The sequence below is a fragment of the Paludisphaera borealis genome, assembly GCF_001956985.1.
Lineage (GTDB): Bacteria > Planctomycetota > Planctomycetia > Isosphaerales > Isosphaeraceae > Paludisphaera > Paludisphaera borealis.
In genome coordinates this window covers 1,983,370-2,005,837 of record NZ_CP019082.1, presented here as the reverse complement: position 1 = coordinate 2,005,837, position 22,468 = coordinate 1,983,370, and the positions used below count along the sequence as shown (strand labels likewise).

Annotated in this window: 16 protein-coding genes and 1 pseudogene; 7 read left to right on the top strand and 10 right to left on the bottom strand. The window is 64.1% G+C overall.

The window, feature by feature from the left end; genetic code table 11:
• Positions 1–133: 133 nt before the first annotated feature.
• Positions 134–409 (top strand): ArsR/SmtB family transcription factor, encoded by a 276-nt coding sequence (locus tag BSF38_RS07895; RefSeq protein ID WP_309382012.1) that lies wholly within the window; start codon positions 134–136, stop codon positions 407–409.
• 265 nt (positions 410–674) lie between these two features.
• Here the strand turns inward: BSF38_RS07895 and BSF38_RS07890 are convergent, their stop codons facing one another.
• Together BSF38_RS07890 and BSF38_RS07885 are read right to left on the bottom strand one after the other, a co-directional pair.
• Positions 675–1,553: a sugar phosphate isomerase/epimerase family protein gene (locus BSF38_RS07890; RefSeq protein WP_237170790.1), complete on the bottom strand. Its 879-nt coding sequence runs from the start codon at positions 1,551–1,553 to the stop codon at positions 675–677.
• A 184-nt stretch (positions 1,554–1,737) separates the two neighbouring features.
• Positions 1,738–2,712: a GGDEF domain-containing protein gene (locus tag BSF38_RS07885; RefSeq protein WP_076344535.1), complete on the bottom strand. Its 975-nt coding sequence runs from the start codon at positions 2,710–2,712 to the stop codon at positions 1,738–1,740.
• A 317-nt stretch (positions 2,713–3,029) separates the two neighbouring features.
• Here BSF38_RS07885 and BSF38_RS07880 point away from each other — a divergent pair, with 317 nt between their 5' ends.
• Positions 3,030–4,148, top strand: a complete 1,119-nt coding sequence (locus tag BSF38_RS07880) for a site-2 protease family protein (protein ID WP_076344533.1) — start codon at positions 3,030–3,032, stop codon at positions 4,146–4,148.
• 27 nt (positions 4,149–4,175) lie between these two features.
• Positions 4,176–4,502, top strand: a complete 327-nt coding sequence (locus BSF38_RS07875; protein WP_076344531.1) for an HNH endonuclease — start codon at positions 4,176–4,178, stop codon at positions 4,500–4,502.
• Between the two features lie 278 nt (positions 4,503–4,780).
• Here the strand turns inward: BSF38_RS07875 and BSF38_RS07870 are convergent, their stop codons facing one another.
• The 3 genes from BSF38_RS07870 to BSF38_RS07860 all read right to left on the bottom strand — a co-directional run bounded on the left by BSF38_RS07870 (position 4,781) and on the right by BSF38_RS07860 (position 7,080).
• Entirely contained in the window at positions 4,781–4,999 is a 219-nt protein-coding gene (locus BSF38_RS07870) for an AbrB/MazE/SpoVT family DNA-binding domain-containing protein (RefSeq protein ID WP_210405731.1), read from the bottom strand.
• A 64-nt stretch (positions 5,000–5,063) separates the two neighbouring features.
• Positions 5,064–6,140, bottom strand: a complete 1,077-nt coding sequence (locus tag BSF38_RS07865) for a basic secretory protein-like protein (protein WP_076344526.1) — start codon at positions 6,138–6,140, stop codon at positions 5,064–5,066.
• Between the two features lie 82 nt (positions 6,141–6,222).
• Complete coding sequence (locus tag BSF38_RS07860; RefSeq protein ID WP_083712774.1) at positions 6,223–7,080, bottom strand: PP2C family protein-serine/threonine phosphatase; 858 nt, start codon at positions 7,078–7,080, stop codon at positions 6,223–6,225.
• Positions 7,081–7,447: 367 nt separating this feature from the next.
• Between BSF38_RS07860 and BSF38_RS07855 the strand changes: the two genes are divergently transcribed.
• From BSF38_RS07855 to BSF38_RS31270, 4 genes are all read left to right on the top strand, one after another.
• Complete coding sequence (locus tag BSF38_RS07855) at positions 7,448–8,758, top strand: hypothetical protein (protein WP_076344522.1); 1,311 nt, start codon at positions 7,448–7,450, stop codon at positions 8,756–8,758.
• 98 nt (positions 8,759–8,856) lie between these two features.
• Complete coding sequence (locus BSF38_RS07850; protein WP_076344520.1) at positions 8,857–11,223, top strand: GAP1-N2 domain-containing protein; 2,367 nt, start codon at positions 8,857–8,859, stop codon at positions 11,221–11,223.
• A gap of 36 nt (positions 11,224–11,259) precedes the next feature.
• The gene (locus tag BSF38_RS07845) at positions 11,260–14,199 is read left to right on the top strand and encodes a hypothetical protein (protein ID WP_076344518.1); all 2,940 of its coding nucleotides are present in this window, start codon (positions 11,260–11,262) and stop codon (positions 14,197–14,199) included.
• 47 nt (positions 14,200–14,246) lie between these two features.
• Positions 14,247–14,987: a GYF domain-containing protein gene (locus tag BSF38_RS31270; protein WP_168189335.1), complete on the top strand. Its 741-nt coding sequence runs from the start codon at positions 14,247–14,249 to the stop codon at positions 14,985–14,987.
• A gap of 47 nt (positions 14,988–15,034) precedes the next feature.
• Here the strand turns inward: BSF38_RS31270 and BSF38_RS31950 are convergent, their stop codons facing one another.
• The 5 genes and pseudogenes from BSF38_RS31950 to BSF38_RS07815 all read right to left on the bottom strand — a co-directional run bounded on the left by BSF38_RS31950 (position 15,035) and on the right by BSF38_RS07815 (position 22,449).
• Positions 15,035–15,922 carry a hypothetical protein gene (locus tag BSF38_RS31950; RefSeq protein ID WP_237170789.1) on the bottom strand — a complete coding sequence of 296 codons (888 nt, stop codon included), beginning with the start codon at positions 15,920–15,922 and terminating at the stop codon, positions 15,035–15,037.
• Between the two features lie 327 nt (positions 15,923–16,249).
• Positions 16,250–16,606, bottom strand: a pseudogene (locus BSF38_RS32590) (GYF domain-containing protein); the annotation flags it as partial.
• Positions 16,607–16,937: 331 nt separating this feature from the next.
• Positions 16,938–17,876: a S1 family peptidase gene (locus BSF38_RS07825; RefSeq protein ID WP_076344514.1), complete on the bottom strand. Its 939-nt coding sequence runs from the start codon at positions 17,874–17,876 to the stop codon at positions 16,938–16,940.
• 715 nt (positions 17,877–18,591) lie between these two features.
• Positions 18,592–19,599 (bottom strand): threonine ammonia-lyase, encoded by a 1,008-nt coding sequence (locus BSF38_RS07820; RefSeq protein WP_076344512.1) that lies wholly within the window; start codon positions 19,597–19,599, stop codon positions 18,592–18,594.
• Between the two features lie 45 nt (positions 19,600–19,644).
• The gene (locus tag BSF38_RS07815; RefSeq protein ID WP_076344510.1) at positions 19,645–22,449 is read right to left on the bottom strand and encodes a c-type cytochrome domain-containing protein; all 2,805 of its coding nucleotides are present in this window, start codon (positions 22,447–22,449) and stop codon (positions 19,645–19,647) included.
• Positions 22,450–22,468: the final 19 nt, after the last annotated feature.

The following is a 22,468-nucleotide window of genomic DNA, read 5'->3' as shown; positions in this document are numbered from 1 at the left end:
GATATGGCCGACGTGGCCTGACGTTTAATTGTGCATACGCAATACAAAATAAAGGAACACGATGGCAGCCACCACCACGCGCGCCGCCTCGTCTAGTCGGACCTCTAAGGCGTCAGTAACGGCGGCCGCCCGCATGCTCGCTGAGATCCGTCGTGTCGCCGAGCTGCTCAAGCAGGTCTCGGACCCGACGCGGCTTCAGGTTCTCATGCTGTTGAGTGAAAGAGAGCGAAACGTAACGGAGCTGTGCGCCGACCTCGGCACCCAGAGTCAACCCGCCGTAAGCCATCACCTGGCGCTCCTGCGTCACGGCCGATTGATCGAGCCTCGTCGGTCCGGCAAGCACAATTACTACGCGCTCACCGAGGCCGGTCGCGAACTGGCCCAGGTCGTCGACACCGTCGTCGGTTGAACTCGATTCCTCCCTGCTCTGACCGGAATCGCTTCCGGCGCCTCGCTGCCGCCGCCGGTTTTTCCTCGCCCACCCCTGCATCGAGCCTGATCGGCTCGGGGTGAGGAACCACGACCCGCTCCCCGGTCGAGAGCTTTGGATTTCTTCCGCGACGTCCACTCTAACGGGGAGGGCTCGTGGGCGGTCCGCTTTCAACGAGCCGGCCCATTCGAACGACTCCCGCCGAGAGACCTCTTCGTCGGCGGGAGCCCGTTCAGTGCGGTGATTAACTTGCGTTTGCCAGGCAGTCGCGAAGGAACGCGAGGCCGTGGGCCACGTCGCGCAGTCGCCCTTGCTGGTCGCCGACCTCGCGCTCGACGACGAGCGAGCCGGTGTAACCGACCGACTTCAGGGTCTGGACGAATCGCTTGATATCGACCTCGCCCTGGCCCAGCGGCACTTCCTCACCCCAGCTTCCCGCGACCTTGGGCCGGCGCGCGTCCTTGACGTGGACCGAGCGGATGTCCGTCCCGAGCAGTTCGACGGCCTCGATCGGGTCGCCCATATCGTAGAGCAGCATATTCGCAGGGTCGAAATTGACCTTGAGGTTAGGTGATTTCAGATCGTCCAGCGTCCGCCGCAGCAGTTCGGCGGTCTCCTGACCGGTCTCGAACGCGAGCGTCACTCCTTGAGCACGAGCCAGGTCGGCGGCCTGAGCAAGGGTGTCGAGCAGACTCGAACGTTCGGGAGAGTCGACCTGGGGCAAGAAACCGGCGTGGAGCGTGAGGTCGCTTAGTCCCAGCGCAACGGTCCGATTGATACCCCACGCGAGGCGTTGGAGCCGCTCGGGCCGGAGCGCTGGGTCGCCGAAGCCGCCCGTCTTCTGGATCGTCTGGGGCGTGGTGTAGTCCTCACCTGGAAATCCGAGCATGGCACCGGTCATCGTGAACCCGGCCGCACGCGCCGCGCGGGGGAGGTCGTCGCCTTCATCCCAGCTCGCGTGGTGCGGATCGCCGCACGCGATCTGGACGACGTGGATACCCAACTCGTCGAGAAAATTCTTGAGTTCCGCCACGCTCTTGACTTGCAAGCTCCAGCTACAGACTCCCAGGGCGAGCGGCTCCAGGGCCGGGGCCGGCGTCGAAACTTCAGGCCTTGTAGACACTTCAGTCACCTTCGTTGGCGAGACGTTCTCGTGTGGTAAGCGCCGCCAGGGCGCGCGTCGGACTGATGATATCCGGCCGGGACGCGGCAGGCGATAACCGATTCCAACGAGAGACCCCGCGTCGTAGGCGGGGCGATCGAATCCGTCCGACAGCGAGGAGCGTCGCGTTCCATTTGGGGCAGGCTTAGCAGACGGCCATGGCGTCGGCCGATTCGGTTCGTCGCAGGCTTGCGAGAGGGGGCTTGAAGGCGGGAACGACGCGGTTGCGGCCGTTCAGCTTCGCTTCGTAAAGCGCCTCGTCGGCCGCCGAGATCAGCCCCGAGATGCTCCGAGGCCATCCGCTCAGGCTGCACGACAGGCCGATGCTTACGGTGACGTGCAACTGCTTGCCGTTCGCATGCATCGCCCGCTGCGCCAGGTGGATGCGAACTCGCTCGGCGCGCTCGACGGCTTGTTCGAGCGAGGCGACCGGCAGGGCGAAGACGAACTCCTCACCGCCGTAACGGGCGACGAGGTCTTCCAGACGGGTCGATTCGCGAAGCACCCGGGCGACTTCGCGGAGCACTGTGTCGCCCGCGTCGTGGCCGTGCTCGTCGTTGATCTGCTTGAACCGATCGATGTCGACCATCAGGATCGCCAAGCCCAGGTCGCGCTGGACGTTGCGATCGCAGAGCGGCCCGATCTGCTCCAGGAAATAGGCGCGGTTGTACAGGCCGGTCAGGTTGTCTCGCACGGCTCGTTCGAACATCTCGCGCTGGAACCGCTCGTCGCACGGGTCGAGGCTAACGTATTTGAGGACAAGCGCCGCGCCGAGCTGGATGCGGCTCCCCTCTTCGACCCGCGTCGGCTTGTTCGGAGCCAGTTTCTTGCCGTCGACGAACGTTCCGTTGCTGCTCCCCACGTCGGTCAGCCAGGCGCGGCCGTCCGAATCGTACGAGAGCACGGCGTGCCGTCGCGAGACTGTTGCGTCGTGAAACTGGTACGTGTTCTCGCCCGACCGCCCGAGGCTGGTCGGCTCGCCGCCGAGCCGGAGCATCGTCCCGGTCATCCCGCCTCGTACCATGATCAGGTACATCGGAAGGGGGGCGGCGATCTGGGTCCGTTCCTCCGATTCCCGAACCGGCGAGAGGCAGATCTGCGTATTGCCCTTCACGTCCATATCCCGCCTCGATTCCGCCGGAGAGTCTCGAGCGTCCAGGTGCAAAGCCGTGGTCGCCTTGCACCTAAAAGCATCCCGAGCGTCTCCTCGTCACCTTGGGAAGTCTCGCCTCCATGCCGTTTGAAATCGGCTTCGGCTCCTTACCCGTAGCGTAGGTCGCCTCCTGAAGTTGTCAAATAAGGGTGGTGGAAGTACACCTTCAACGGGGGCTGGACGATGCCCTGGTCGAGCGCCGGGGCTAAAATGAAACAAGGCCCCGGGCGACTCGCCTGAAGATCTCGGGGACGGCGCTGGAAACCGTCGCAAGGAGTCTCGGAATGTCGTGGTCGTGGAAGCTGGCTCGGGTGGCAGGAATCCCCATCTACGTCCACTGGACGTTTCTCATCTTGATCGCCTGGCTGGTGATCGCGGGAACGCTCGAAAACAACAACGTCAGCCAGGGGATCTCCGAGGCGGCGTTCGTCCTGGCGCTTTTTGGCTGCGTGGTCTTGCACGAGCTGGGCCATGCCCTTACCGCAAGACGGTTCGGCGTCAAGACGTCGGACATCACCCTCCTGCCGATCGGCGGCGTGGCGCGGTTGGAGCGGATGCCCGAGAAACCCAGCCAGGAATTGCTCGTCGCTCTCGCCGGGCCGGCCGTCAACGTTGTGATCGTGGCGCTGTTGCTGATCTTCGACGTCCCGCTTCCGGCCGGCGTCGGAGCTTCGCAAGAGCTGGTGCACGCGGGATTCTGGCCCAAGCTTCTGATGGTCAACGTCTTCCTCGCAGCGTTCAACCTCTTGCCGGCGTTCCCGATGGACGGCGGCCGGGTGCTCCGCGCCCTGCTGGCCATGCGGCTGCCGTACGCCCGCGCGACCCGGCTCGCGGCGAATATCGGCCAGATGATGGCGATCGGCTTCGGGCTCCTCGGCCTGAGCGGCCAGGCCCCGATTTTGCTGTTCATCGCCATTTTCGTCTGGATCGGCGCCGAGGCCGAAGCCCAGCAGGTCGCCGAACGCGCGGCGCTCAAGGGCGTGTCCATCCGCGACGCGATGATCACCGAGTTTCACACCCTGGACGCCGACGACACCCTGGGGCGCGCCGCCGACCTTCTCCTGGCCGGAACCCAGCAAGACTTCCCGATCGCCGTCGACGGCGACCCGGTGCTTCACGTACTGACCCGGGCCGATTTGATGTCCGGCCTCTCCCAGCGCGGTCGCGACGGTCTTGCTCGCGACTTCGCCCCGTCGGCCCTCCCGACGGTCGAGTCGTCCGGCAGTCTGTCCGAGTCGTTGACGCTCTTGCGGTCGCGAAACACACCCTGCTTGCAAGTCGTCGATCGCGGCCAGGTCGTCGGTCTGTTGACCCTCGAAAACGTCGGCGAGCTGCTCATGGTCCGCGCGGCGCTGGGCGAGCCGCAAGACGGATCGGTCGAAGGCGGCGAGACCATCTACTGACACTCGTTGAGAAGGACGTCTCCGAGCATGACGATCGCCGACAAGCTCAGCCGGGCAGCCGAGACCGACGCGACCTTCCAGCGCGTCGGTCCCGACTGGATCGGCAAATGCCTGATCTGCAACGGCCCGATCGCCTTCGACGTCAAGACGGGCGAGGGCGCGACCCTCGAACACATCCGCGCCCGTAGCCGGGGCGGCACGGATGACCTCGACAATCTCGCCGTCGTCCACGGCCGCTGCAACTGGGAGAAAGGCCGCCGCTGGGACCCCAAGAAACGACGATCCACCGCCGACTACGACGAATTCGTCGCCCGCCTCCTCCAAAAACGCGCCGACCGCTGGCGGGGAATGTAGACTACGCTTGGCCGTGCGGTGTCCATTGACGCGGTTTATAGTAGAGTTGCAGACAGTACGGGGCCGAATTCCCTTCTCCCCTTGCGGGAGAAGGTGCCGCGCGGCGGCGGATGAGGGGTATTCGACCTCTGGGGCGCCTCGAACAAAGCCTATTATGTTAACCCCTCATCCGGTCTTCGACCACCTTCTCCCGCAAGGAGAGAAGGCATGCTCGCGACAGCCTGTTTAGACGACTGTCTTCAACCCAAGGGAATACTGCGCGATGTCGCCGCGCTCCATTACAGCAACTCGCTACCGACCGCTTCGTCATCAAGCCACGCGCGATCTCCGGCAATTGGCTCGGCCGAGGGGTCGCATTGGGCCAGCAGCTCATCCAGGGTGTAACGCGGGCGCGGGTTGGGCTCAATCACCAGGCGTCTGCCATCGAAGACGACGCCGACTGTGGCACCGGCACGCAGGCCCAACAGCTCAAGCAAGCGGGGCGGGACGGCCAGCATGATAGAGCCGCCGACTTCGTGAAGAGTCGCCTTGTACACATCGCACCTCCTGTGTTCTGTAGAGTCACTTCTGAAGCGACGCCCGCCACTCCTCGTCGAGTTCCTGGACGGTCTTGCCGGTGAACTGATTGAAGAGGTCTTCGGAGTACGAGCCTTCGCGCATGGCTCGGTTGAGCTTGAGGACGAGGTCTTTGTCGTACTTCTCTGAGACGTAGGCGAGGAAGCGGGCGGAGACGCGGTAGTTGCCGTCGTAGCGGGCGGTTTTCGGGTTGAGGCGGCCGATGTTGGCGGGCTCGTACTGGAAGAAGCGGATGTAGTCGGCGACGCCCTCGACGAGCCAGCCGGGGTTGTTGCGGCTATGGTAGCGCTGGACGATGTGGACGGTCTCGTGGATCATCGCGCCGACGTCGTCGGGGTGGTCCTTGAACCACTTCACCGAGCCCGTGATCCGGCCGCCGCCGGCCATCGCCGGGACGTCGATGCCGTTCTTGAGGTCCATCCGAATCAGGTGGATCGGCTTGTAGCCGTCGCTCTTGAGCTGGTCGTTGATCCGCCCGTACCAGCGCTCGCACGTCCGCGCCGCGTTGTCGGCCCACGCCTTCATCTCGGGGGCGTCGGTGACGTCGACGACGATCTCGACCGGATAGGCGAAGGTTCGCACCTTGGGATTCGAATCGACGACGATCTCGCGGATCACCAGCGGATGCGCATCGCCCTTGCCCGGCCGGATGCGGATCGCCTTCAGTCGACGCCCCGGCTCGGCCTTCGCCGCGCCCTTCTGGAACGTCGCCGCGTCGTGGAAGGTCGTGCCGTCCTCGGATGTTTCAAGAGTCCCCGACGCCAGCGCATCGGCGCCGTCGGGCTTGCCGGTCTGGACGGCGATCGCCTTGACGACCACCGGCTCGTCGAAGACCAGAGTGAAGGAATCTTCCGCCCCGGGCGCGGCTTTCGAGGTGAAATACGTGCCGTCGTCGCCGTCGAACGCGAACTGCCGGATCTTGTCCGAGTCCGTCGCGAGCGTCGACTCCACGACCGCCGCCACCGGTCCCACCTCGGCGAAAGCGGAGGCGTCGCCCCCCATCTCCCAAACCCAGGCCGTCAGAATCGCGGAGAACAGTCGGGCGCGTCGCGTCGTCAGCATCAGAGAATTCCTCCGTGGGGCGGTTCGAACGAATGCGAATCAGGTCAAGAGCCGTGGGCGTGTTCGTCGGTCCCAACTTGGATCACCGAGGCGCTCGAGGGCTTCGGAGTCCGAGGAGCTTCGCGTAGACGTCCAGTTTCGCGGCGAGGGACAATCGCCGGGGCCCTCGCGCGTTGTGGAACACGGTGAGCAGCGTCACGTCGTCGTCGGCCGGCCTTCCGGACCGATGCCGGCCGATGGCGGCGAGCAGGGCGGGGGCGATGCGGTGGGGATCGCTCAGGTCCAGCCCGCGAGCGATTTCGAGCAGGCCGTCCTCGCCGAGCAATCGACCCGACGCGTCCATCGCCTCGGTCAGCGCATCGGTGTAAAACAGCAGGACGTCGCCGGCACCTAGGGTGACGGTGAACTGGTTGTAGGGCGAGTCGTCGTCGAGCCCGAGGGGTAGGTTGCCGGCCCCGGCGAACTCCTTGTCGAGCAATCCCCAGGGGCCTGTCGCGGCTTGATGCCATAGGGGACGCGGATGGCCCGCGTTACAGATGGTCAGGGTGCGCTTGGTGGCCAGATAGGTAGCGACCACGGCCGTCGCGAACCGGAGCAACTGGGCCGTCTCGCCGAACTGGCGGTTGAGCGCCTCGACGAGCCGGGTCTGGCTCTTGGTGTTGATGTTCTTCCACATCATCGACCGCAGAGCGTCGGAGAACTCGGCGACCTGCTCGCCGTGACCCGAAACGTCGGCGACCACCAGACGCGTGATCACACCGCCGCCGCAGACCGATACGTAATGGAGATCGCCGCCGCGCACGCTGTTCTCGAACGGCAGGCTGTAGAGCCACGCATCGAGCCCTGGAGTCTGGAACGACTCCTCCACGGCGCGGTTGCCTCCGCGAATCTCCATGCAACGCATTGGATTGAGGCAAGGCTTCTCAGGCGACGAATCCATCGGATTCCCTCGACGGCGCGGAACGGTCGCAATCGCTGATCATCCTACGCGTCGCGGTTCGGGCTATCAAAGATCTTGATCGCCTTCTTGCCGGGGGCCGAAGCGGCGCAAGGCGACTCTGGTCGATTCCTGCTGATCTCGTGGTGCGACGGCACCTGAGCCTCTGCTCATTCTACGCCAGATTAAAAACGGATCGGCTTGAGAGAGTACTCTTGCGGTATGGAATGGCCGGATGTATTCTTTGCACACGATTCTTGAATGTTTGCAAGACCGCCAGGCGCGAGTCATGGTATCAAGGAGTCGCACGGGATCGGACGCGTCTCCTTCGAGGGAAGATTCGCCGATCCGTACGGATGAGAATACGAATATGAGCGGCGTTGGGGGGCGAAAGCGTGTTTCGGAAGCTCCTGGGATCAAGCTGCTCTCTCAGGTGACCTGTCCTCACTGCTGGGATCGGTTCCTTCCCGAGCAGGTGCTCTGGATCTCGGAACACGTCGATCTGATGGGCGACCCGCTCCTCGGTCCTGAGCAGCAACAGCGCTTTCTGCCCAGTCGATTCACCCTGGAAGGGGATGCGATCGATGCGCGGGGCATGACCGCGCGGTCGCTGGCCTGTCCCAAATGCCATCTCTCGGTCCCTCGTTCGATGATGGAGATGGAGCCCCTTTTCCTCTCGATCCTGGGGGCGCCGGCCAGCGGGAAGTCGTACTTTTTGACGGCGATGACGTGGCAACTGCGCAAGCTGCTCCCGATGGAATTCTCTATTTCGTTCACGGACGCCGACCCCGCCGCCAACCGCGCCTTGAACGACTGCGAAGAGTCGCTGTTTTTGAACTCGCGCGAGTCGATGATCGTTCCGCTCGGCGACTTGATCCGGAAGACCGAGCTTCAAGGCGAGCTTTACGACTCGGTCGCCTACGGCCAGCAGATCGTCAGCTACCCGAGGCCGTTCCTCTTCACCATGCAGCCGCGCGAGGGGCACGCCCGTTTCGACCGCTCGGCCGAGCTGTCTCGCGTGTTATGTCTTTATGATAATGCGGGCGAACACTTTCAGCCGGGGCAGGACACGACTTCGAGCCCCGTGACTCGCCATCTCACCCAGTCGCGGGCGATCCTGTTCCTTTTCGATCCCACCCAGGACAAACGGTTTCGAGCGGCCTGCAAAAGCAAGGCGCTCGGGCCGCAAGGGAGTCGCGACAACCGGCTCAGCCGGCAGGAAACGCTTCTGACCGAGGCCGCCGTGCGGATCCGCAAGTTCAGCGGGGCCTCTCAGCAGGCTCGCTATGATCGTCCCGTCGTCGTCGTGCTCTCGAAGTTCGACGAATGGTCGCATCTGTACGGGGCCGTCGACGACGGCGAGCCATGGCGGAACAGCGGAGGAGTCGCTGGAGTCGACGCCGACCAGATCGAGCAGCGGTCGAGACGGTTTAGGCAGATCCTCCAGGAGTATTGTCCCGAGACGGTCGCCGCCGCGGACAGCTTCGCCCAGGATGTGACCTACGTCGCCGTCAGCTCGCTCGGGAATCAGATCGAGCTCGATCCCGCCACGGGTCTGCCTGGAGTTCGCCCCGCGAACCTGAATCCCTACTGGGTGGCGGTTCCGCTGTTGTATTGCCTGAGCAAGGTGCTCCCCGCGCTGACGCCCCGCGTCAGGAAGCGATCCGCGGCCTCCGGGTGATCGAGCCGGATTGGTTTCGAGGTCGGTTCCGGGGCGGAACTCCGCAAATCGAGACGAGTTGAAGATCCGAGGGCGGCGACGACGGAGTCGACGAATTCATGAGCCAGGAATTGCACTACACGTCGGTCCCGCGCGGGCTTCAGGCTGGATCGCGAGGCTTTTGCACCGTCGCTGTCACACCGAGCCTGTCCGGCCCGCTTCGCGAGCGGCTCGAAGGGCTGAGCGGCTATCAGCAGATCTTCCCTCCGCACGACCCCGACGCCGCCCGCAATCCGGTCGTTTTCGCGCATCATCGGCTCAACCTCGGCGGTCGGCTCTCTAGCGTGCTGTCTCGGGTGTCGTTCGCGGGGCTCGACTACACCGAGCGGTCCAACAAGTATGCGCATCACGTGGTCGTCGATCCCTCGGAGCGGCCCACGGCAGGGCCCGCCTGGCTGCTGAGCCAGCCGGGATTCATGGACCATTCCTGGCAGGGAGAACCCCGGCTCCTGTCGTCGGGCCGTCCGGTTCCGCAGGGCGATCATCCCGGCGGCGTCGCGCATGCGTGGGAAACCGTCACCGGCGACGCCGGCTGGGCCGGTGCCCTCGCCGAGTCGTTCCTCGCCGCCCCCGGTCGCCCGGCCTTCCTGGTTTTTGATCCGGGCCAGGATCTACTCTCCCTGTTCGTCGAAGCTCTGGCGCTCATCCCCCCGGAGAAGCGCTGGGACGTCGAGTTCAACACTTACTTCACCCAACTTCCCCAGGGGCTGACCTGCGCATGGCGCGGCGTCGTCGCCGGAACCCCGCTCGCCAAACAAGCGGCGCGGACGCCCGGCGCCCTGGTGATCGATCTTCGCGCCGCGCTCGGCCAAGCCCAAGGGGGGCCGCTGGTTGATCAGGCGAGGACGGGTCTACTGCGCCTCGTCCCCGATAAACTCATTGAAACCCCCGATCCGTCTGAGCAAGATCGTCGCTGGCAGGCCGAGGCTCCGCCTGAAGGCGCTCGCCTCGCGAAGCCGATCGCTGATGAAGAGCGCGTGCCGGCCTATGACGTGAGGTTAGGGCCGCCAACGTTCAGGTCAGGAAGTAAACGATCGACCCTTGTGCATCCAACGCCGCGATCCGGCGCCAGGACGGCCTGGTGGATCGCGGGATCACTCGCGGCTTTCGGTTTGCTCGGCATGCTGTCCTTCTTCATGTGGCGAGGCTCGGAGTCAACCGACGTTATTGAGCAAGCGACCAAGGCTGTGGAAACCAAGAGGAAGATAGCCGCCGAGGTTCAAGTCGGCCCGGCCGCGAAGGTCGACGCAGCGAAGGAGGCGGTTCCCATAACCGCCGAGCCGAACCCCGCTCCAAAGCCCGAACCAGTCCCCAAGCCGTCTCCGCCTCCGTTCGTGGGCCCCCTCTCCGCTGACAAGACTCCAAACGCAGCGGCGACATCTCCTGACCCGGCGCGGGCGGCCCAGTTGGACCCCTTGCCGACGTTCATCGAGTTACCCAAACCCCCGGCATCGGGACTTGGTCCTCAAATCAGAACAGAGCAAACGTATAGAATTCCTCATGATGTCAAGGCACTGGAGTTGGTTCTGGAGCCCGATAACCTGAGAGCGACAAGCATCGACGTTCAGGGAAGCGACCCGAGTCGGCGATCGTGGGCGATCGAAGTACCCAGCGCGGGGTTGAGCGCGACTGTCAAGCTGGCTCAATTCGAGACAGCCGGCGACAGGTTGACATTCTCCTGGAACGTCGAAGAAGTCAGGAAGCGACCAGAAATGGCCGAGGCTTTTCTCGACAGTCTGCTCAGCGTCGAGACGACCAGCCAGGGGCGTCGCCACATCGCGCTACGAGCTTTGAAGCTACCCTCGAAGGCTGCGATTTCGCTGATCGAGCCAGGCAAGAAAGCTGAGGGCCTCAAGCCGCGCACTCTGAGAAGACCTTGGGCGGAGTCGTCGGACCTGGAAAACCCGAAGGCGGAGTCTTGGGCCCTGGAGAACTCGAAATGGGACCTCTGCATCCGCATGTGTCGTATCGACGTAGTCGATGAGAAATCCCAGAAGCTATCTCCGGGGGTGCCGAAGCCCGAGCCTAACGGCGGTGGTCAGAACCTTGAGATTATGGAGGGCCGTCTTTGGATGAAAATCATTCCCGATGGACGATTCGTCAATGCAACCTTGAATTTCGACGCCAAGACGACAAAAGATATCAAAAAATTGGAAAGTCTCAAGGCCGCAAGTCTGACACGGAACGCAAAGCTTAAGGACTTGATGAGAAACCACGAAGCCCACAAGACAGAAATCGACGATCTTGAAGCAGAGAATGAGGAACTAGATAAGATGAAGAAAGAACTAGAACCAGTAATCCATGTGTATAACTTGGTTGATCATGCAGTCAAAGCCGAGTTGAGTTTGATCATGGCGATTCGCATGAAGGACGGGTCTTTCATCGATATCGCGCGGATCGGCGCGTATGCGGATCAACCGAAGTAGCGAGGTTCGACGTAGACGGAGACGAGAGTTCCGACCATGCCCGACCATCACGAGATCGTCGACCAGATTCGAGCCCTCTTGCAGGCCGTGGACCAGACGCGGACGCCGGCGCTGGACGCCTTGGCGGCGGCTTACGCGCAGGCTTGCGGCGACGTGAGCCGTCGGCTGGCGCGGTGTCATCGGCTGCTCCAGCAGGGGCTGCGGTCCGAGGCCATCCAGCTCGCCGACATCGCGCCGCGGGTGCTCGACGCGATCGCCGATCTCGACTTTCCCGAGCGAGCCGACTGGGACGAGCTCGTCCAGATGTACGGGCTCCCCGATGCGCCCAGGTTCCCGATCGAGATCACCTCGTTCCTCAACGAAGCCTACGCTCAGGAAGACCCGATCCAGGACCTGCTCCGGACTCATCGTCGGCTCGCCCTCGCCCGCGCGCCGTTGCGAGCGCGGATCGGCGTGATTCGCAAGCTGACCGCTCAGGACGCGAACAATCCGATCTGGCAGGATGACCTCAGGATTTTCGAGAAGGCCCGATTTCGGGAAATCCAGGTCGAGGCGGCGGAAGCCGCGCGCCGTCACGACGCCGGCTCTGTCGGCCGCCTGCTCGCCGAGCTTGAAGACCAGACGTGGAGCGAGCCGCCCCCCGTAGTACTGGTTCAGGCGATTCGCAAGAGCGACGCTCATTTCCGGGGGCAGCAGAACCGCGCGATTCTCGCCGACATCGAGGTGAGTCTGAACGACGCGTTCTCGGCCCACGACCCGATTCGCGGTCGGCTCGCTCGCGACCGCTGGCGAGCGACCATCGCGGCGGTCAAGCTCTCGCCGAAAGACGCCGTCCATGAGCGGGTCGAACCGGCGTTGCGGTGGCTGGAAGACCAGGACCGGCGCGACGAGTTCAACCGAGACCGCGAAGACAGTATCCGAGATCTGGTTGATCTGCTCGACGATCCCAAGTCCGTCGCTCCCGCCGTGCTCGACCGGACGGCCAACGAAATCCTGAAGCACAGCGACGGCATGCCCGCGTCGATCCAGGATCGATTCGTCTCCCGCTTGACTCTCGAACGCGCCCGGCAAACCCGTCGCAGGCAGTGGGCCGCCGCCGCCGCCGCAGTCGCGGCTGTGGTCGTGGTGTCGGCCGTCGGAGCGGGGATTCGAAGCCAGTCGAGGGCCCGCGATTCCGCGCGAGCGGCGACGGCCCTGAGCGATATGCTCGAACTCGGCGAGCACGGGCAGGCGGTCGAATTCCTTGAGCGACTCACCAAGGCCGACCCCTCACTGTTCGAATATCCCGGCCTCGCCAACGCCCGAGCCCTCGTGCAAGGAGCGCAGGAGAAGGAAGCTCAACGTCAGATCCAGTTCGACCAGGCGATCCGGCAGGTGGAGCAAGCCCCCGTGACCGAGGCCGACCCCACCGCCCTGGAAACCGCTCGCGGCTTGGCCCGCCTATCGACCGAGAAGACCCTGCTCGATCAACTGCTGCAACGTCGAGGGGCGGCTCATCGCGAAGACCGCGATCGACGCGAGCGTGAACTGGCGCCGCGACTGTCTGCTCTGAGTGCGAACATCGAGGTGATCCGGCTCAAGCTGGAGAAAGCCAAATCCGACGGTCAGGAAGCCTCCGCGTCTCTCAAAGAGCTGGTGCAGACGCAAGCGGAACTGCGGGGCTTGGGGACGGAGATCGACCACGTCGGCGACGAGCAACAGAAAGCATTCCGCGTTCTCAGCCTGAAGCTGGACGCGATGCGCGCTGAGCAAGAGGGCCGTAAACAACGACGCAGGCTCGAAGAACAGATGACGAGCGCCGTCGCCTATTCGGCCGACGACGAGCCCCGAGACCTCGACGCTTACACCGAGCTGATCCAGAAATATATCAAGAACTATCCCGATTCGCCGCGATCGCGCGCGATGGCCAAGGTCGAGCCGGAACGGGCGATCTGGCAGACGATCACGAAGGAGAATCGCCTGCTCGCGAGCTGGCAAGTCCCGGAATCAACCGCGACCAGCGAGCAGTTGAGCGCCCGCGCCGCGGCCTGCAAGACGTTCTTGGCGGAGAATCCGAACGATCCGTCGGCCCTCCGACTCACGGAATACCAGGCTCACCTCGAAGCGATGGCGCGTCGCGACCTCCGCGTCGACAATCCCAGGAACCGGCTGAAGCAGCTCTTCTCCGACATCCTGATCGACTCCGTCTGGGTCGTTAAGGTCAAGAATCCGCCGTCCCGGCCTAAAAGCTATTTCTTGACCAAGCAGCCCAGCGAGGATTCCAACCTCCTCCGCTACATCAGCGGATTCGACGGACGCGAGCGGGCGAAGCCCATCGTCAAGGCGAACATCATCTATTCATCCGTGTCGCCGCAGACCAAGATCGGCGTCAGGTACAAAGCGATCTTCAGCCGGGCGGCGATGATCCCCGACTGGGACAAAGTGATGTTCGACTTGCTGACCGAGATCCGCAAGGACGCCGAGATGGATCCCATTCTCAAGCTCACGCTCTTGAAGAAGGTGACCGAATACGCCATGCAAGGAAGCGTGCCCCTCCAGGCGGCCCTGGCGCCGTTGAAAGCCGTAATGGAGCAATCGGACGTGGATCTGAACGTCCCTTGGATGGATCCCGAGAGCGTGGACGCGGGACGCTTGCGCCTCACCGCGGAACGGGTCGTCGAATCGATGCCGGATAGTCTCGAGATGTTGCGCGAGGCGCGCGTTCAGGAACATCGCATCGAGCAAATCATCACGCTCACGTATCGGTCGGTTGGCTGGCTCGCCCAGGAGGATTCGACGTGGGGGCTTCGATCGGGATCGGTCCTGCCCAACGAGGGAGAACTCTGGGTGGCCGTTCCGGAGGGGAGTCCTCGCACGGCCTGGAAAAAGCTGGGAAAGATCAACAGCGGCAAGGTCAGTGTGGCACCCGAATCGCTAGACGTCCGCGCCGAGGGGCGGCCCGTCTTCGTGACCGTGAACGCCGTTCCAAAGGTATGAACCGTCCGTAACCCCGGCGCGGAAGTACAAGGAATCTCAAAGAGGCCATGGCGGAACAAAGCTGGTTCATCCGATCCCGGGGACGCGTCTTCGGGCCGTTCACGCTGACGCAGTTCGAAGTGATGAGCAAACGGGGCCAATTCACTCGGTTTCACGAGGTTTCCACGGACCGTCAGAACTGGGGAGGCGCCGCGGCGATCACCGATCGTTTCTCCGCGTCTCACGGTCAACCTGCCGCGACGGCTCATCACAACGCGCCGATCGAGCTGGTTGAGACGGAGCCGGGGCTCGCGTCGGCCGCCGACGCTCCCGGTTGGTACTTCGCGCGTGGCGAACGTCAGGAAGGGCCGGTGCCGTTCCACGAACTTCAGCGGATGGCCAATCAGGGCGAGATCACCCCGCGGACGCTCGTCTGGAAAAACGGAATGCCGGAATGGGCGTCCGCCAACCAGGTCGGCGGGCTGGTCTTTCCGGGTGGCTCGAATTCGGGTTCTCCCGCGCCGTTCTCCCAGGCGGCGGGCGACTATCCAACTCCATTCACGACGCCGAGAACGAGTGGACTGGCGATCGCCAGCCTTGTTCTGGGCATCCTCTGGCTGTGCGGACTGGGAAGCCTTCTCTCGACGATCTTCGGAAGCGTGGCGCTCAGTCAAATTTCACGGTCGCGAGGAACACTGGAAGGTAAGGGCATGGCGATCGCCGGGCTCGTTCTGGGACTCGTCGGCCTGAGCTGGCTCTTGCTCGTCTTCCTGGGAATTCTAGTTGGGCCTCCTCGCCCGAGATTCTGATCGCCTGAAAACCGGCTTCCTCGCCAAGTCGGACGAAGAGCTTTCAATCAGTGGTTTTCCGTGAGCCTGCGGGCTTGAATCGTGTTGATCGTATTGATTGCGGCGGAGATGCGCGACCAGCGGTCGAGCTCGCTTCGCAATACCGCATCAACGACCGCGCCGTGAGCATCGTTGATGGCTCGTCGCCGGAGATCGCGCAGCTTCCGACGAAGGGGCCCGACGAACTTCTCTTCGCCCCCCAACCGCGACACCCATTTCTCACCGTCTCCATGGTCGATCCGCCCGCCCGTGACGTCGACGAGCGCGACCTTGAACGCATTGGCATAACTTCGGGACGCCACGAGGTAGTAGTCGCAACTTCCCAGGATTTCGAGCGACTCGATGACGATCAGCGCGGGCTCGCCATCGACCTCCTTGGGGCTGTTTTCGATCCGAACGCCGAGGATCGTCTTGTACGTCGGCTTCGTAGTCGCCGCCATCTTGAGTCGCCCGAAGAGCTGCTGGAGGTTCCTCGCCACTTGCTCCTCAAGGATGATGTGGAGATCGTGGCCGAAAACCTTTCCTTCCAGGGTGGAGATGGTCCGGTCGTCGTCGCGGGCGATCGTGATCGTCGAACCCAGTTTGAAGCCGTTCTTGTCCTTGGGATTGAGGATTCGCGTCCCGACCTTGAACACACCTTCCAGAATGAAGCGACTGCCGAGAAACTCCTCGGGACGGTCGAGAACGGCGTCGATCGACGCAGCCGTAGCATGCTGGCTGGCGTCGGCCTGCCTGTGAGCGCGCTCGGCGAGGTCGATTCGTGGACGATCGCCGAGCGGAAGCGGTTTGGCCGTGACGTTGGGATCATGGAGGACCGCGACGGCCGCTCGCCGGGCCGTCGCGGGAGCCGGCTGAGCGATCCGGCCGGGCGCGTCGCGGATCGCGGGTACTCGCATCGGCGCTGCCGGTCCGACGATTCGAGCGGCGATTGAAGGAGCCTCCTTGATCGCGAGGATAGGGGGCGGATCGACGCGGACGTCCGCCTTTGTCACGATTCTGTGCTCAACGACGGGGCGCTTGCGCAGCTTCGTCTCCCGTTGCGTTGATCGCCCCCTCAATGCAAGCTCCGCCGTTACAGCAACCAGTACAATCGCGGCGACCCCAGTCAAAAGCAGCAGCCGCGATGGGACTCGGCTCGCCGGGAGATCCTCAGGGATCGGGGCGTCCCCAACCGCCACGGGAGGATCACTTGCGGGTGTGGGCGTTTCAAACAGGCCCTTCACGCAGCCAGCCGGTGTCCATTCGGCCAGCTCGGCCGTCCAAACCGGGTCAGTTACTTTGAGCCTGCCTGTTTTCGACAGACCCGCAAGGACCAAGAACGAAACCGGTCCAAGCTTGCGTCCATCCCTCGTGAAGTGCCACTCGTTCGCGTGAGTCGGCTCGGGCTCGACGACCTCGTATACCGGGTTGACTTCGAGCACCGCGGCGAGTCTTTCGGCGGCGAACCAATCTCCCGATGCGCCCCGACGAATGAGCGTGCCGACTCTGAGCGAGCCCTGAGTCGCGAGCCACTTCAGCTCTTTGGCCGACAACGGACCGACGACCGAGTTCTCATGCTGATAAAACCAATCGGCCGCCATGGCACTCCCTTTCGAACTTCGTGCGACGTGAACAGGATCGACGAATCGGTCGGATTTACTCGGAGAATTCGACGGCCAGGTCATCTTCGAGCAGGCGGGCGCACAGGACAAAACGTTTCTTGAGGTCCGCGATCGACCTTCGGAGGGGGACGGCCGTCCCTTGAGGCGACTGCACGAGTTCCTTGAGTTCAAGGGCGACGGCCCGGAGTTCCTCCAGCAAGCGGCGACGCGGCCGCGCGAGATCCAGGTTTTTCGAGTTCGTCCTCGACTTCGCGCGGCACGGAAAAGTCGGGACGGGCGGAAGCGCGGGCGATCATCTCCACGGCCTCGTTCAGCGCCGACTGCGCGGAATCTCCCCGGGCGGCCGTGGCCTCGATGCCCGATGCATAAATATCCAGCACCGCGATATAGCCGGAGCCCACGGCGTGGAGGCGACGAGCAAGGCTCGACGTTGTGCTTTCTCTCGATCCCGGTCCGCGCGTCCTGGTCGATCCGATCCATTTACGTCAGCATGTTGATGGCGACGTCGATCGGAACGCAGAACCTGATCGCTTGTTCCTTTCGGGCGGTCGCCGTGACGATCCCGATCACCGAGTCGTGCGAATCGATCGCCGGCCCTCCCGAGTTTTCCTGGATTGATCGCGGCCCCGAGCTGGTAGAAGCGCTGGTCACCCAGTTTCGTCTGCGTGCTCAGGACGCCATGGGTCAGCGCGTTCTCGAACGTGACCGTTGCACCCAGCCCTGGATTGCCGATGACCGTTATGTCTTCACCTTTGCGAAAGGCATAGGCTTCCGCCAGCGGCAGAGGCGGCAGGTCGGTCGCGACCTCAAGGATGGCGAGGTCGCGTGGGGAGTCCTCGTCGAGGTCGAGCAAGCGGGCGGCGAGCAGCCCCTTGAGCCCATCGTCGGCTCCCGGGAAGTGGATTTCGAGCGATCCTATCAATTCGCCCCGAATGACGTGTGCATTCGTGATCAGAATTCTTCGTCGAGCGAGGAAGCCGGTCCCCATGCCGTCCCGACCTCGAATCAAGGCCACGGAAGCCTCGGATCGAGCAACGATCTCGCGGGTGCTCAATGCAGGCGCCTCGGCGGCGCGTGCCGTCGCCCGGTCCGGCTCGGGCGGCCCCGAGTTGGGATCCAGTTGGGCGATTCTCCCGCCTCGCGGCGGAGGAAATGCAACCTCCAGCGACCCAAGCCCGATGATCGTCGCCCGGCTCGCCGTCGACGATCCCTTGCTCCCCCCCGCAACCCTGACCAGAAGCTCAAGCAAGGGAATTCGAGAGAAGCGTCGAGCGAAGTGTGTGCCTGCCACGGGAGGAGGCATTCGACCAGGAACCGGCAACGGGGGAGGAACCGTGGGAGACGCAGACCTACGGCGATTGAGATCGGATGCGTGCGGATTCGGAAAAATCAGAATCTTCCCGCAGGTCGAGTATCGCACTTTCCCAGCTCTGGAAGGCGATTGGACCGACACCGAACTGCCGCAAGTGCATGCGAGGATCGTCGGCATCGCTCCAGCTCCGTCGCGGTCGATGATCTGCGAGCCACGGTCGATCCGAGCTTTGGAGGCCGTTCCATTTACATCAATCGCTTACATGTAAACCCGCGAACGACGAACATGGACCTCGGGCATGGCGCCTTTCATGTATCATACCACGGCGGAGGTTTTAAAAAAGCGTTTAAATGCAATACTTCCCGAATGGTTCCCCCGCGCGTGATCCTTCGGCGGCGACGGACCGTCTCGCATCTCAAGGGGAACGCCAGGGCGGGGGCGTCTACGGAGAACTTTCAACATAAAGTGTGGAGTCGAAACGAGGGGTCGAAGGAATTCAGGTTCACCACGGAGAATAAGGCGCGGTTGAGGAGAGGAATCGAGAAGGACTCGGCAAGGTCAATCCGTTGCGTCAGTCCCTCTCTTGAATTCTCCGAGCCCGCCGTAGTGAGTTTCTTCGACTCGACGATTGGACTTTGTTCGTGGACAGCCCCTAAAGGTCGGCGGTCCACTCACGGAACCGCAGGCCGTCGACGTTGCGACCGCTGAGGACGACGACGACGTCGCCCTCGCCGTCGAGGCTGGCGCGGTGGGCGAGGAGGGCTGCGGTGGTGATGGCTCCCGAGGGTTCCGTCCGCAATCCGTGGGCGGTGTCGAGCCATTTCATGGCTTGCCGCGTGGAGTGGTCCGGGATCGCGACGGCGGTTCTCACGTACTGCAGCAGGATGGGCAAGTTGTGCTCGCCGACGTCGTAGGAGAGCAGGCCGTCGCAGATGCTGGTGGGGTGTTCGAGTCGCGTGCGGGCGCCGGAGACCAGCGAGCGTCGGAAGTCGTCCGCGCCCTCGGGTTCGACGCCGATGATCTCGGCCTGGGGAAAGCCCGACGCGATCGCCAGGGCGTGTCCGGCCATCAGGCCGCCGCCGCTGACCTGGCAGAAGAAGTGAGAGACGCCCCGGCCCTGTCGCTTCAACTCCTCGACGATCTCCAATCCTCCCACGCCGTTGCCGGCGATCACGTCGGCGTCGTCGTAGGGGGAGGCCTGGATGGCGTTCTCCTGTTCAGCGATCTCGCGCGTCAATCGATCGCGCTCGCCGGTCTCGTGATCGCGGGCGATGTCGTACGTGCGGACGTCCGCGCCGAAGGAACGGGTCAGGGCGAACTTCACCTGGGGCGCGGACTCGGGCATGACGACGATCACGCGCTTGCCGTACGTCATTCCGGCGAAGGCGATCCCCGATGCGAAGTTCCCGGAGGAATGGGCCGCGATCGGTCTGTCGCCGATGCGAGCCAGGTTTCGAGCGACCCAGTTCAGAGCGCCCAGCACCTTGAACGAGCCCACCGGCGTCCAGCCGTAGTCCTTGATCCAGACCCTGCGACCGGCCGGCAAGCCGAGTTCCCGTTCGAGAGCATACGAACGAACAAGCGGCGCGGGCGAGAGATGCTCGTGGATCACGCTCGCCGCATCGTGAACGTCGTGAAGCTCGGCGATTCGAACGGACATGCGTATTTTCCTATGCTCTGGAAAGGAGGCGGAGCAGGGGGGCGGTCAGCGCACGTGGAGGACTACGGGGTGGCTGGCCTGACCTCCCGCCGCGGCGGTGGTCAAGTGGAACGAGCGGGTTTGATGGGGGACGGATTGGTCGGCCGTGACGAAGAAGGTGCGCTCGTTCTGCTTCTCGGTGATCAGCAGGCCGTTGAGTCCGATGTTGTCGACGTAGACCCCGTGAGGCAGGTTGCGGCCCGCCCCTTCGTTGCCCAGGGAAACCGGCCCGGCATGTCCGTTCCGCTCCAGCACGACCTTGAGCTCGATCGTCTGGCCGGGATGGATCTCGAACTCCAGCGGCCCGTCGGCCGAGTCGCGGACCGGCTTCGCGCCCCCCTCGGCCGGCCGGATCGCGAGGGTCAACTGGGGCTTGTCGGCCAGTTTGACTTCACCGAGGGCGCCGACCGGGTGGCTCAACTCGCGACCGCCGATCACGGCCGACGCCGTGACCTTGCCCGCCTTGGCCTGGTCGGGTGAGGGCGCCTTGGCGTCGACCTTCGCGGAGACAACGCCCAAGGCCTCGACCTGGCCCTCCTCGATCACCAGCGGCGTCGTGACGGAGAAGCCCGGCGGAAGGCCGTCGACATCGATGCGGATCGGACCTTCGAAGCCGTCGATCCGCTGCGCCTTGACCCGGAATTCCTGGGCCCCGCCCGCTTCGATCGCGGTCTTCAGCGGAGTGAACTCGACCCGGAAGTCGGGGCGACTCGGACGGATCGTCAGCGTGTACCGGAGGTCGGCTCCATCCAGGCCCCGGACGTCCCGGATTCTCGCCAGGTACGAGCCGTCGGCCGGGGCGTTGAAATAGAGCTTCGAGTCCTTGCCGAGTTCGCGATGCGACTCGTCGTCGTTCTCATAGTACAAGGGAAAGACCGGCAGTCCGTTGGGGACCAGTTCAGTGCCGGGCGGATGCGCCTGGACCACGTAGCACGGCTCGCCGAGGGCGTGGGCGAGTGGGGTGGTGTCGAAGTAGCCCCACCGATTCCCCTGGCCGGGATAAACGCCGAATCCGGAATCCGGACCCCTCGGATAGAGCCAGAGCTTCACGACTTCGCCGTTGGTGAAGAGATACTCATTCAAATGCATCTCGTCCTGGCTGAAGAGGCGGAAATCGTTGACCGTGCCGTCGTCCTTGCCCCGGAACGTGAAGTACGATTCGCGGACCGCCTGAAGTCGGACGCGCTCGATGCGCTTGCCTTTAGCGTCGAGAACCTCGACGAACGAGTCGAGCTTCGAGCCGGTTCGCGCCGCCTCGACTTCCAGAACCAGGGGCTCTCCGGCCTTCGCCAAGAAACGATAGAGGTCGATGTCGGCCCAGCCGTCCTTGCCCCCGCCGATGGTCCCGGCGGCGATCGCGGGAAGCTCCAACTCGTTCGCCTGCTCGACGGCGTTGTTGGGCTCGTGCTCCGCGACCCGCTTGGCCTCGACTACGTCGCGAACGGGCGCGGCCGAGGCGTCTTTCACAACCCGAGCGTCGTTCTTTCGCTCACGAGCGGCCGGCAGCGGATAACGCGACGACGTTCCGTCCATCCGGCCGACCCAGAACGACTTGCCGTCGCCGGCGACCGCGAGAGCTGTTGCGACGTCCGGCTGATTCTCCCAGAGCTGAAGTTCCGAGTAATCGGCGGCGTCCCAGACCTTGATGGTCCGGTCCTCGGCGGTGGTGACGAGTCGCGAGCCGTCCGGAGTGAACGCAAGCTGGACGATCGGCCCCTCGTGGGCGAACCGAGCCAGGACCATCGGATTGATCCTCGGCCGGTCGGTCGACACGAAATCCCAGACGCGGATCGTGTTGTCAGCCCCCCCGGCGACGATCGCGCGGCCGTCCGGGCTGAAGGCGCAGGCGTATTCCTCCTTGAGCGGCTGCGGGAGCGTGTCCAGCCGCAGGCCGTCCTCGATCCGCCAGACCTTGCAGGTGTCGTCCGCGCTCGAGGTCGCCAGAAACCGACCGTCGGGGCTGAACGACACCTTGTAGACGGCCCCGTTGTGGCCTTCGAGGGTCCGTAGCGACTTGCCGGTATCCACATCCCAGAGTCGGATCGTCCGGTCGTATCCGGCCGTGGCCAGAACCTTGCCGTCGGGGGAAAGCTCGGCGTCGAAGAGGAGATCGCGATGGCCCCGGAATCGGCTGATCAGCGAGCCGTCCTCGGGATTCCAGAGAGCCGCCTCGCCTTCGAGGCCGACGACCCCCGAGGCGGTCGCCAGGCGGGCGCCGTCGCTCGAAAAATGGACGGCGGTGACCTTGCCGGGGAAGTCGTTCAGCACGCGTTTGGGTTTGTCGTCCGGAGTGGGGCCGTCGCCCGAGGCCGCGTGCAGTTCGACCCTGCCGAAGCGCGCGACCGCCAGCCACTTGCCGTCGCGCGTGGAGGCGACCGCCGTGACCGGCCGGGCCTTCGCTCGCGAAGCGATCTTGGGGACGACCAGGGCCGGGCGGTCGGCCGGGTCACCTTTCGGCGCCGGCGCGCCCGCGTTGATCCAGGCCTTGAGCGTTGCAATCTCCGGGTCGCCCGGCTTGGGCTCGCCTTTCGGCGGCATGATCGGCTTCGCGGCCCCGGTCAGCACGCGGATCATCCGGCTCGACGCCGCGTCGCCGGCCTTGAACGCCGGGCCGTGCTCGGTTCCTTTCTGCAACGACGCGAAGGACTCCAAAGAGAACTCCCCCTCGCGCTCCTCGTCGTTGTGGCAGCCCGCGCAATACTTCTGAAGAATCGGCGCGACCTGGGACGCATAGTCGACGGCCGGCGAATCATCGGCCGCCCGGGTCGGAGTCGCCGTCAGGAGAGTGGCCACGACCAGGGATCGCAACATGAGAAGGCGTCCTGAGAGT